12 protein-coding genes are annotated in these 10838 nt (G+C 58.8%); 3 read left to right on the plus strand and 9 right to left on the minus strand.

Annotated elements, in window-relative coordinates:
• The first annotated feature begins 40 nt into the window (after positions 1-40).
• The gene (locus IPK32_01160) at positions 41-424 is read left to right on the plus strand and encodes a phosphodiester glycosidase family protein (GenBank protein ID MBK8090628.1); all 384 of its coding nucleotides are present in this window, start codon (positions 41-43) and stop codon (positions 422-424) included.
• 18 nt (positions 425-442) lie between these two features.
• Here IPK32_01160 and IPK32_01165 read toward each other — a convergent pair whose 3' ends face one another.
• The 4 genes from IPK32_01165 to IPK32_01180 form a co-directional block, all read right to left on the minus strand.
• Positions 443-1657 (minus strand): bifunctional 3,4-dihydroxy-2-butanone-4-phosphate synthase/GTP cyclohydrolase II, encoded by a 1215-nt coding sequence (locus tag IPK32_01165; GenBank protein ID MBK8090629.1) that lies wholly within the window; start codon positions 1655-1657, stop codon positions 443-445.
• Between the two features lie 97 nt (positions 1658-1754).
• A complete protein-coding gene (locus IPK32_01170) occupies positions 1755-2795 on the minus strand; it encodes a DUF3500 domain-containing protein (GenBank protein MBK8090630.1) in 1041 nt (346 codons plus the stop codon).
• Positions 2796-2928: 133 nt separating this feature from the next.
• Positions 2929-3168 carry an acyl carrier protein gene (locus tag IPK32_01175; GenBank protein MBK8090631.1) on the minus strand — a complete coding sequence of 80 codons (240 nt, stop codon included), beginning with the start codon at positions 3166-3168 and terminating at the stop codon, positions 2929-2931.
• Positions 3169-3250: 82 nt separating this feature from the next.
• Positions 3251-4036 (minus strand): hypothetical protein, encoded by a 786-nt coding sequence (locus IPK32_01180; protein ID MBK8090632.1) that lies wholly within the window; start codon positions 4034-4036, stop codon positions 3251-3253.
• Between the two features lie 156 nt (positions 4037-4192).
• On the opposite strand from IPK32_01180, the gene IPK32_01185 reads away from it, so the two are divergent.
• A complete protein-coding gene (locus IPK32_01185; GenBank protein MBK8090633.1) occupies positions 4193-4888 on the plus strand; it encodes a zinc metallopeptidase in 696 nt (231 codons plus the stop codon).
• A 71-nt stretch (positions 4889-4959) separates the two neighbouring features.
• Positions 4960-6243 (plus strand): class I SAM-dependent methyltransferase, encoded by a 1284-nt coding sequence (locus IPK32_01190; GenBank protein MBK8090634.1) that lies wholly within the window; start codon positions 4960-4962, stop codon positions 6241-6243.
• A 349-nt stretch (positions 6244-6592) separates the two neighbouring features.
• Here IPK32_01190 and sucD read toward each other — a convergent pair whose 3' ends face one another.
• From sucD to IPK32_01215, 5 genes are all read right to left on the minus strand, one after another.
• The gene (gene sucD / locus IPK32_01195; GenBank protein ID MBK8090635.1) at positions 6593-7501 is read right to left on the minus strand and encodes a succinate--CoA ligase subunit alpha; all 909 of its coding nucleotides are present in this window, start codon (positions 7499-7501) and stop codon (positions 6593-6595) included.
• Between the two features lie 179 nt (positions 7502-7680).
• The gene (locus tag IPK32_01200) at positions 7681-8274 is read right to left on the minus strand and encodes a hypothetical protein (GenBank protein MBK8090636.1); all 594 of its coding nucleotides are present in this window, start codon (positions 8272-8274) and stop codon (positions 7681-7683) included.
• Positions 8275-8918: 644 nt separating this feature from the next.
• Positions 8919-9554, minus strand: coding sequence for a fibronectin type III domain-containing protein (locus tag IPK32_01205; protein ID MBK8090637.1), 636 nt, complete (start codon positions 9552-9554; stop codon positions 8919-8921).
• A gap of 276 nt (positions 9555-9830) precedes the next feature.
• Positions 9831-10274, minus strand: coding sequence for a hypothetical protein (locus IPK32_01210; GenBank protein MBK8090638.1), 444 nt, complete (start codon positions 10272-10274; stop codon positions 9831-9833).
• Positions 10271-10693 (minus strand): hypothetical protein, encoded by a 423-nt coding sequence (locus tag IPK32_01215; GenBank protein ID MBK8090639.1) that lies wholly within the window; start codon positions 10691-10693, stop codon positions 10271-10273. Before IPK32_01215 ends, IPK32_01210 begins: the two co-directional genes overlap by 4 nt.
• Positions 10694-10838 lie beyond the last annotated feature (145 nt).

The following is a 10838-nucleotide window of genomic DNA, read 5'->3' on the forward strand; positions in this document are numbered from 1 at the left end:
AGGGCCGATCGAAGAGGGCTCGCAGATTTACCCGGCGGTGATGAAGAATCACACCATCTTCCCCTACGTCGAGATGAAGCCTGATACCTTCTTCGATGGCTCCAAGATCACCTACCGTGCCCTGGGCGGCATGCGCAAAGATGGGACCATCGTTTTTGTGCTCTCTGGCGATGGCGGCGTGATGAATGTGGCGGAAGTGTCCGAACTGGCACGGAAGCTCGATGTGCAGCATGCGACGCTGCTGGATGGCGGGCGGGCATTGCAGTACTCGCTGCGCACAGCGGATGGTCCGTGGCATTTCACCGCGTTTAATACCAGACTGCCTTTCACGCGGCCACAGCTAGAGCAGCAGCGCTCACCCGTCTTCATCGCCGTGCGGCGGAAGGCTCCGCAGGTCCTGGTGCCACAAAAGACGGGAGGCTGACGAGGAAAACAGGGGGCCTCAGAGCTTGTGGCCCATCTTTTTGCGCTTGGTTTCCAGATAGCGGGCGTTCTCCGGCTTCGGCAGGGATTTGACCGGCACTTGCTCGGTGATTTGCAGTTTGTGACCTTCGAGCCCGATCACTTTACGCGGATTGTTGGTCATGAGACGGATTTTCCGCACTCCGAGATCATAGATGATCTGGGCACCGATGCCGTAATCACGCAGATCCATGGGAAAGCCGAGCTTGAGATTCGCCTCTACCGTATCGAGCCCCTGCTCCTGGAGCTTGTAGGCCATGATTTTGCCATGGAGACCGATTCCGCGCCCTTCATGGCCGCGCATGTAAACAATCACGCCACAGCCAGCGGCGTCGATTTGGCGCATGGCAGCGTGGAGCTGGCTCCCACAATCACAGCGGCGCGAGGCGAAAATGTCACCTGTGAGGCACTCACTATGCACACGGACGAGTGTGGGCACGGTGGCCTTGATGTCGCCTTTGACGAGCGCGACGTGGTGGATGCCATCGAGGTGGCTTTTGTAGAGGTGGAGCTTGAAATCGCCGTAGTCGGTGGGCATTTCGACGACTTCGATCTTTTCGACGAGCTTTTCACTCTTGCGCCGCCAGGCGATGAGATCGGCGATGGAGCAGATTTTGAGCTTATGCTTCTTGGCGAATTTTTTCAGGTCGGGCAGGCGGGCCATGGTGCCGTCTGCGTTCATGATCTCGATGAGCACCCCAGCCTCACGCAGGCCAGCGAGGCGTGCGAGATCGGTGGCCGCTTCCGTATGGCCTGCACGGCGCAGGACACCGCCGGGCTTTGCCACGAGGGGGTTGATGTGGCCGGGCTGGACGAAGTCCTTGGCGCTGCTTTTCGGATCGGCGAGCAGGCGGATGGTGCGAGCGCGGTCTGCGGTGCTGATGCCGGTGGTGATGCCTTTAGCTGCATCGACGGTGACGGTAAAAGCAGTGCGGTGGGCCTCCCGGTTCTGAGTGACCATGCTTTCGAGGCCTAGGTTTTTGGCAATCTCAGTGGAGACAGGCACACAGAGCATGCCCGCGCCTTCACGGACCATGAAATTGACCATCTCGGGCGTGATTTTTTCTGCGGCACAGATGAGATCACCTTCGTTTTCACGATCTTCGTCGTCGGTGACGATCACCATGCGCCCAGCGCGGATGTCGGCGATGACGGCCTCCACGGGGTCACAGACCAGTTGTTTCGAGCGGGGCATGAGCGGATGAAAAGGGAGCCGCCTCGGAAGAAGCGGGGCGCATGCAGTAGCAGGCTGCCGTGAGAAAGCAAGGCGTGGGCGGCCCGCTACTTGCGAATCAATGCGCCTTTTTCACATGCTCTCCGAGGATGTCGCGGCCAAAGTCGCCGTCGAAGCTGCGGAAGACGCTGTGGACGTGGTTGGCGTCGTTTTGCGTGTTGTCGTATTCGATGAGGAAGGCCTTTGTCTGCACGCGGTAGTAGTGTGGCTCACCGCGCTCTTTGCCACCTGCCCAGGCGAAGAAAACGGGCGTTTGGGATTTTTCGAGCTCGGCGAGCACTTCGCTGGCGATCTCTGGGCGCATGCGCTCGGTGTATTCGCGGATGATGCGGCGGAGCAGGTCTTTCTGAGGAGCCGTCAGTTCGGAATCGGCCAGGCCTTCGGGGCTGAGGGGCTTCACCTGATGCTCGGCAGCGGTGATCATCTCCTTGGGGGCATCTGTGGCGACAAAGGCTTTCTTAAACTGCGCTTCATCGAGACTTTTGACGAGTTCACGCCCGAGTTCTTCCTCCAAACCGAGGACGCGGAGGCCGCTGAGGGCTCCTTGGCGGACCTCGCCGGGATTGCTGCCCATGAAGGCCGGGGAGGCACGGAGAAGCTGGCCGTCTTTGAGGGTGAAGTTGAGGGAGAGGGGATGCCCTTCCACACGCCAGCCCCAGGTGCCTTTGGCCTCTGGTTTGCCAAAGATGGAGATGAATGCATTTTCAGGATCACGCTTTTCACGCACGGCGGCTCGCTTGGCCTCATCAGCGCCTTCGATCTGGTAGAGGACCTCTTCGAGGCTCATGATGGTGACAGCCTTGGCGGCTCCACGGAAGCTGAGACCGGTATTGAGCAATGCAGTGGCCAGGAGGCGCTGCTGTGGGCTCATTTCCTTCATGGAGAGGCCTAAACGCTCGCGGGGGATGAAATGCCAGTTTTCACGCTCTTCGCTAGCGAACTCAAAAGTGGCCTTTTTTTGCTGCTCTGGGGTCAGTACGGCAAGAAAGGCATTCGCGACTTCTGCCATCTGCGCAGAGGCATCATGGGCATGAGAGGTGATGGGAAGCTGTAGCGATAGAGCGGCCGTGAGGCACAGGAACGAGCGAGAGATGGTCATGGGTAGAGATAGGAGAGTGACGAACGCAGTGAGAGCCGCCAGTTTGTCATGAGAAGTGATGAACGCGGACAAAACAAGAAACCAGCCGGGCAGCCCGACTGGTTTCTGAAAATAAACGCTGAGGTAGCGTGGATTACTCGGCGTGGTCTTCGACGTAGCGAACGACGTCACCGACGGACTGGAGCTTTTCAGCCTCTTCATCTGGCACGTCGATGCCGAATTCTTCTTCAAACGCCATGACGAGTTCGACTGTGTCGAGGGAGTCAGCACCGAGATCTTCGATGAACTTGGCCTCCAACGTGACCTGTTCTGGATTCACGCCGAGCTGTTCAACGATGATGTCTTTGACTTTTTCTTGGATATTGTCTGCCATGTGTTTGGGTGGGGTTAAGTGGGGCGGAGCTTTAGTGGCGGGTTTTCTTTTGGCAAGGGAAAAAAATACGAGCGTTTTGCGGTTATTTTTCAGGCGTCTGGAGCTGGCTTTCAGGGCTACTGCCTGCGGCAGGCTCTGGTTCTTCCTGTTGTTCATCCTGTTCGATGACTTTTTCGATGAGTTCGCCATTGAATCGGCTCAGGAGGCGATCGAGCACCAAGTCTGCTCCGCCATACATCAAATCATCAATGGTGGCCTTTTTCTCACTGCCCGTGCCGCCGGGCTTGTACCAGGCATAAGCGAGGCCTTTGGTGTCCCAGGGGCGTTTGTCGATCTTGAACACATCCGCAAACATGACCTTTGCACCATTGGGAGTGACAAAATGATCCGACTCACCCCGCAAAACCGTGTTTTTCCGCAAAAGCAGGACGATGAGCACCAGCGCCGCTGCGCCGAGGCAGCCGTAGCCAAAGTAGAACTGCTCGGCAATCTCGCGCTCAGTGTACATGTGCGGATCTTCGGGCCAGCCGTTTGCTGCGGCATAGGTGACCCATTTGGGCGGCTCGCCATCGGTGCCCGTAGGCAGCCCCTGCTTTTGCGCATCGGCAGTCCAGGCATCGAGCGTGCCCGCCTTTTTGGCCTCATCGTGTGATTTGGCGAATTCATTGACGAACCATTCTTTGCGCTTCGCGATGCCGAGCTCCTTTGGGTAACCGATGTTGCCGTCGTAGAGGAAATACAGACCAAAACCGGCAAACATGGCAAACATGAGCAGGCGGCGCTTGTAATACCAGCGTGTGACGCGGCAGATGAGGGTATCGGTGCCACTGGAGGCGGAGGCTTCGGCTGCGGGGGTATCGTCGGTCATGCGCTGTGAATGAAGCGCCCCTCCCAACGCCGCGCAACCGCCGTTTTGTATAGGCGAAGGCGTGGAATAATTCCCCGTCTTTGCAGTGATGCGGAGCTTTTCATTGCCTAGATGGCTGCTATCGAATGGGAAACCAAAAAAACTCCCCACCCATCTATGGACCCACTCTATCTCATCATTCTCGTCGGCACGATGATCCTATCTGGCATCGCATCCATGCGTGTGCGCAGTGCGTATAGTCGCTGGTCGCAGGTGCCCGCTAGCTCAGGCCTCAGCGGTGCCCAGGTGGCACAGCGCATCCTCGATCTCAATGACATCAGGGACGTCGAGGTGCTGCCCACCAAGGGGCTCCTCAGTGACCACTACGATCCCTCGAACAAGCGGCTCGTTCTCTGCGAAGAAAACTTCTACGGCACCAATGTGGCCGCCCTGGGTGTGGCAGCCCATGAGGCCGGGCACGCCATCCAGCATAAGGAACACTACGCCCCGCTTCAGTGGCGGATGGCCGCCGTAGGCATCACCAACTTCGCCAGCCAAGCGGTGATGTGGATCCCGCTCATCGGTGGCTTTTCGGGTCTGATCCCGCTGAAACTCGTCATCACCATCATGGCAGTCGGTTTTGGCATCATGATGCTCTTTCAGCTCATCACGCTGCCAGTCGAGTTCGACGCGACAGCCCGTGCCAAGCGCATCCTCGCCCACACAGGAGCCGTGCGGGAAGGCGACGAGACCACCGCCATGAACAAGGTGCTCGACGCCGCCGCCTTCACCTACGTCGCAGCTTTCATCAGCACGCTGAGCTGGTTCCTTTTCTACGCCTTGCGCCTCATGGGCAGCCAGCGTGATGATTGATAATCATCCTCCAAACGGAACTCTGGCTGGACAATGCCGCGCCGCCATGCCATGCAGGCAGCTCAAAATTTATGGCCGCTCCCGCCTACCGCCCGCTCCTCGTCAAACGTACCACCTGCCGCGCCTGCGGCTGCCGCAGTTTCACTGATGTCGTCGCCCTCGGCGATCAATACATCGGTGGGCTGATCGTCAGCGAAGACGGCTCTGGCACGATCAAACGCCGTATCCCGCTCGATCTCGTCCGCTGCGACCCCGCGTTCGATGAAAATGCCTGCGGCCTCGTGCAGATGCGCCACAGCGTGCCGCCAAAGGTCCTCTACCACCGCTACTACTACGAAAGCGGCATCAATCAGTCCATGCGGGACAATCTTGCTGGCATCTCCGCGCTCGCAGAGGAGACCCTGAAGCTCAAAAAAGGCGACATCGTCCTCGATATCGGCTGCAATGACGGAACTCTCCTCGCCAGCTACAAAACACCCGGCCTGCGCCACATCGGCATCGACCCCAGTGATGTCGCTCTGAAGGCCCGTGAGCGTGGTTTTGAAGTGGTGAACGACTTTTACAGCGCAGACGCCTTCCGCCGTGTGCACGCCACGGAAAAAGCCCGCGTCGTCACCAGCATCTCCATGTTTTATGACCTGGAAGACCCGCGTGCCTTTGTCTCAGACATCGCCAGCGTCCTCGCAGAGGATGGCATCTGGATCCTGGAGCAGAGCTACCTGCCCTCCATGCTGGAGGTCAATAGCTTCGACACCATCTGCCACGAGCATCTGGAATATTACTCCCTGGCCGTGCTGGAGCGGCTTTTCGGCGAATGCGGCCTAGAGGTCGTCGATGTACATCTCAATGGCGTCAATGGTGGCAGCTTCCGCCTCTGCGTCGCCCACCAAGGCCGTGTGAAGCCCTCCGCAGAAGCTGCTCTCCGTGTGCAGGAACTCCGCATCACCGAGTTCGAGATGGCACTGGATACCGACAAGCCCTACGCCCAATTCCGCGCCAACATCGAGCGCATCCGCGCAGAACTCTCCAACTTCCTGCTCAAAGCCAAAGCCGAGGGCAAGCTCGTCCACGGCTACGGTGCCTCCACCAAGGGAAACACCACGCTGCAATACTGCGGCATCACTCCCGAGCTGCTCCCGGCCATCGCCGATCGCAATCCGCGCAAATGGGGCAGCTACACCATCGGTAGCCGCGTGAAAATCATCAGCGAAGAAGACTCCCGCGCTGCAAAGCCGGACTACTACCTCGTTCTGCCCTGGCACTTCATGCCAGAGTTCCAGACCCGCGAGAAAGACTTCCTCGCCCGTGGTGGGAAGTTCGTGGTCCCCTTCCCTCAGGTGCATCTGGTGGGTTGAGTTTCAGCATAGTGCTCAGTGCTCAGTGCTCAGTGCTCAGTGCTCAGTGCTCAGTGCTCAGTCCACTGGGCACTATGCGATGATGCTTCGCGTCATCATGATTTGTGAATTCATGAGATGGAGGTGGGGGAATCTAAACCGCTGATATGACGCTAATTTAACGCTGATATTTGATTTGGGTGATTAGCGTCACGTTAGCGTCGAATTAGCGGTAAAAAATCCCAAAACCTCACGACGTAAAGCATACATGGATGGGCAGAGAGATGCGGAGAAAAGTGCAAAGGAGGCCATGAGCAGGCATTCAGCCTGCTGTGCACGCACGGCATAGGATGGGCAGAACCTTAGCAGATCATGCCTTGCCCCAGCGCTTGAGCAGCGTGGTCGCCATATCGGCGGGGGAGTCACTCACGGCGATGCCACACTCTGCGAGGATGCGTTTTTTCGCAGCGGCCGTGTCGTCTTCGCCACCGATGATGGCTCCGGCGTGGCCCATGCGGCGTCCGGGAGGTGCGGTAGCACCTGCGATGAAGGCTGCGATAGGCTTTTTGCAGTGATCCTTGGCCCAGCGACCGGCTTCGACCTCGGCGTTGCCACCGATTTCACCGATCATGATGATGGCTTCGGTTTCAGGATCATCATTGAACATCTTGAGCACGTCCAGATGGTTGGTGCCGTTCACGGGATCACCACCGATGCCTACGCAGGTGCTTTGGCCGTAACCACGCGTGGTGAGCTGCCAGACAGCTTCATACGTGAGAGTGCCGCTGCGGCTGACGACGCCGACATTGCCGCGCTTATGGATGTAACCTGGGGCGATGCCGATGCGGCAGCCTCCGTGAGATTTTTCACCGCGACCTGGGGTGACTAGGCCGGGGCAGTTCGGGCCGATGAGGCGTGTTTTGCTGCCCTGCATGGCGGATTTCACCCGGATCATGTCATTGACGGGGATGCCCTCGGTGATGGCCACGACCAGATCGAGCCCCGCGTCGATGCCTTCGAGGATGGCATCCGCCGCGAAGGGCGGCGGGACAAAGATGACGCTCACGGTGGCTCCGGTCTCGCGGGCTGCCTCGCTCACGGTATCAAAGACGGGCACTTTTTTGCCGCTGTGCTCGAAGATCTGGCCGCCCTTGCCGGGGGTCACGCCTGCGACGAGCTGGGTGCCGTAGTCGATGGATGCCTTCGCGTGGCGTGAGCCGAAGTCTCCAGTGATGCCTTGGACGAGGATGCGGGTGTCAGTTTCGACGAGGATGGCCATGTGCGTGCGTGTGAGAAGGGGTGAAAAGGAGCGCGGAGAGTAAGAGGGCGCGGGGCCACGTCAAACGCTGGTAATACCGAATGACGAGTTTCTGAATCTCATGGCCCTCTGTGAGGGCACCTAGGCGTAGCGACTTGCCCACGTTGGCCACCCACTTTGGCCAATCCCCCCCCCCCTGTTCACCGCCGCAAGGCGTTCACCAGGTTATTGTAGGCGTTGCGGAGGGATTCCATGTCGGGATCGGCCATGGGCGAGTCCAGGGTGGTCACGTTGTTGGAGTTGTTGCTGCATTGGCTCAGGGTGTTTTGCAGGGCGTTGTTGAGGTCGGTTTGCGTGACTTCGCCGGGGATTCCTTGCGGGCCTTGGATGCCGTCGTTGCCGCGTGGGATGGCAAAGGTGAAGTGCACGTTCGTTCCATCGAAGCTGACGCTGACCGTGGCGTTTTGGCCAGGGTCGAGCGTGTTGACGTTATCCACGACCGCACTGGCAAAGGGCGGGCCTTGGGGGCCGGTGCCGCCATCGTTGCCGGTGTTGCCCTGGGGCCCTTGCTGGCCCTCTGGCAGTCCAAAGCTGAAGTGCAGCACGCTGCCATTGAGACTGAGGCCGACGCTGGCGGCACTGCCCGGTGGTAAGGTGCTGACGCTGTCCACTTCCACGCTGGTGATGCCGCTCTGGATCGCGTCGATGAGGTCTTTGAGGCCGTTAAGCTGCGAACGCAACGGCGCGGACTCGATCAAGGCGTTGGTGGGTGGGTAGTTTGGGTCGAAGGGCATGGCGTGTTCTTGGTTCGTGGTTCCTTGTTCTTGGTTATCTGCCTCCGCCTCCCTGAGCCCAGAAGAGTTCTACCACAGAGCACAGAGGGGGGGAGGGTTCGTGGTTTCTTGTTCTTGGTTTCTTGTTCGGTCACGATCCTGCGGCGTCTTTTTACCACGGATGAACGGATGGTTTCACCACGGATGATACGGATGGGGTAAGGGTTCGATGTTCTTGGTTCGTGGTTCCTTGTTCTTGGTTATCTGACTCCGCCTCCGCCTCCGTCTCCTACTCCTCCTCTTCCTCCCGGAATGATCATCTCCAGGCATTCGCTAGGCGGTTTGGCCTGCGTTTCGGGGAGTAGGAGTAAGAGTAGGAGTAAGAGTAGGATCACTTGGCAGTGGGCTTTCAAAATCCTCCTCTTCCTCCCGGAATGATCGTCTCCAGGCCTTCGCTAGGCGGTTTGGCCTGCGTTTCGGGGAGTAGGAGTAAGAGCAGGAGGACGAGTAGGATCACTTGGCAGTGGGCTTTCTGAGTCTTGCTCTTGATCTTGCTCTTCATCTCACTCTCTCAATGAAGCGCGGAGCTGCTTCGCAGGAGCGGAGCCATCGAATCGAGGACGAGTCGGAGTCGGAGGACGAGTAGGATTCGTGCTTCGCGCGGATCACGGGGCCATGCACACAGCTTCATCGCTCCACGGGCTTTGGCCCGCAGCACCGATGGCGGCCATGCGGTAGGCGTAGTTTTTGCCACTGATCAGACCGGTGATGTCGTTGCGGCTCTTCGTGCTCAGCTTCGCCTGCTGCCAGGTCTGGTTCGGCTCGTCATGCAGGCGGCACTCCGTCACATAGGTTTGCGTGCCCTTGATCGGGTCGCAGCTCACGCGGATCACACCGGGGAACTGGCCCATGCTGGCACGCACATTCTCAGGGCGCGGCAGTGGCCCGATGGGGGTGCCTGGGGTGCCTGCCACGGCAAAACCAGACAGCGGGATCTTTGCCGGATCACCGCCGGACTCATCCTCCACATAGGCTGCGCGGCTGCGCATGTTCACCATGTGCTCGTCCACCGCCACCGGCAGGGCCGAACGCGCGGCGGAGAGCTGCCCCTCCAGGCTGGAGACCAGATTGATCGCCGTGCTCAGGCCATTATGCGTGATGAGGAAGTCCGCCACGCTGGGGTCCGGCGTGGGGAATGTAGCCGTTCCCTCCGGGGTCGCCATCGCTGCGATGTGGGTGCTGGAGGCTGCGAGCACTTCCAGCGGCTTCTGGGTATTGAGATCGAGTTTAACTTTAGCCATACGATAACGGGGTGTTGCAGGAGTCGGCGTGGCTTGGTCAAACCGGACCGCGCTATCAAAGCGGGCTTGCTGGTCAAACCGGGCCATGGTGCTTTCTCCTTGGGTTGATGGTGGGTTCAGGTGTTCCGTGGCGCGAAGGGCGGGCTGCTGCGCCATACAGGCGGCCGACACGCGGCCACCGCAGCCCATCCCAAATTCAAGAGCCGAAAAATCCGGCCCAAAGGCCCAGGCATCCCGGCCACCCAGCGCTTCATGCCAACTGCCCCTCCTGGAAGCCTAAAAAACAGCGCACCCGCCGCGCCCAAGCTCGCCGGTCTTAAAAAGACCCTCGGAGGTATTTCGGATAACCTCGAAGGTATTGGCAAAAAGATCGAGAGTCTTGAAAAGACCCTCGAAGGTCTTTTGGATAACCTCGAAGGTATTGGTAAAAAGATCGAAGGTATTGAAAATACCCTCGAAGGTATTTTGGATAACCTCGAAGGTATTGCCCAAAAGATCGAAGGTATTGAAAATACCCTCGAAGGTATTTCGGATACTTGGGAAGGTATTGGCAAAAAGATCGATGGTATTGCAGCTACTTCCGAGGGTATCGCCACGCCAATCGAAGGCGGACCGGGAAATGCAGGTAGCAGATGGAGCATCAGTTGCATGCGGCCAAGAATCCCATGGGGCCGAAATCAGGCGAGGAAACAAACGTTTCCCCGCGCCGGACCGGATCATGCTTCCAGAGGTGTCAGCAGCGCCAGCAGCGGCATGGTTTTCTGCAAAAGATACTCCAGCACACGCATCAGCCGCAGGTGCAGGCCATTGCAGAGCTGCCCCGTGACACAGAGGTTCACATGCACGTCTTCACGCGCATCGGCATGCGGATGCAGCTTGAGTTGGTGCTGGTGCGTCACGCAGGTGAGTTTCTCCACCTGGAAAGGCCGCAGATGCATCACCGCGATCACCCGCTGGAAAAACACCAGCACCGCATGATTGAACTTTTCCCAGTCCACCTTCCGGAAATCCCCCGCCGACTGCTCCCGCCCCAGCAGCGCCTGGATTTCCTCGATCTCCTCCGGCCGCATCCCCGCCAGCACCTCCTCCGCCGTCAAACTCCGCTGCCTCGTCTTCTTCGCCCGCTTCTGCTTCTTCAAGCCCGTGGGCTTCTTTTTCCCGCCTACGGCGCATCCCTCCCGGCGCTTCGGTCGGGTCCGGGCAAGAGACGAGCCAGTCTTCATCACGCGGCTTAGGTTGAAGGCTATTTCAACAAATGGGGCCGAGTTTGGGAAGGGGAATTTT

Source organism: Verrucomicrobiaceae bacterium (assembly GCA_016713035.1).
GTDB lineage: Bacteria > Verrucomicrobiota > Verrucomicrobiia > Verrucomicrobiales > Verrucomicrobiaceae > Prosthecobacter.

Bases quoted from the DNA above. Each gene is read 5' to 3' on its own strand.
- IPK32_01160 (MBK8090628.1), top strand. From the start codon at position 41: ATGAAGAATCACACCATCTTCCCCTACGTCGAGATGAAGCCTGATACC.
- IPK32_01165 (MBK8090629.1), bottom strand. From the start codon at position 1,657: ATGCCCCGCTCGAAACAACTGGTCTGTGACCCCGTGGAGGCCGTCATC.
- IPK32_01170 (MBK8090630.1), bottom strand. From the start codon at position 2,795: ATGACCATCTCTCGCTCGTTCCTGTGCCTCACGGCCGCTCTATCGCTA.
- IPK32_01175 (MBK8090631.1), bottom strand. From the start codon at position 3,168: ATGGCAGACAATATCCAAGAAAAAGTCAAAGACATCATCGTTGAACAG.
- IPK32_01180 (MBK8090632.1), bottom strand. From the start codon at position 4,036: ATGACCGACGATACCCCCGCAGCCGAAGCCTCCGCCTCCAGTGGCACC.
- IPK32_01185 (MBK8090633.1), top strand. From the start codon at position 4,193: ATGGACCCACTCTATCTCATCATTCTCGTCGGCACGATGATCCTATCT.
- IPK32_01190 (MBK8090634.1), top strand. From the start codon at position 4,960: ATGGCCGCTCCCGCCTACCGCCCGCTCCTCGTCAAACGTACCACCTGC.
- sucD (MBK8090635.1), bottom strand. From the start codon at position 7,501: ATGGCCATCCTCGTCGAAACTGACACCCGCATCCTCGTCCAAGGCATC.
- IPK32_01200 (MBK8090636.1), bottom strand. From the start codon at position 8,274: ATGCCCTTCGACCCAAACTACCCACCCACCAACGCCTTGATCGAGTCC.
- IPK32_01205 (MBK8090637.1), bottom strand. From the start codon at position 9,554: ATGGCTAAAGTTAAACTCGATCTCAATACCCAGAAGCCGCTGGAAGTG.
- IPK32_01210 (MBK8090638.1), bottom strand. From the start codon at position 10,274: ATGATCCGGTCCGGCGCGGGGAAACGTTTGTTTCCTCGCCTGATTTCG.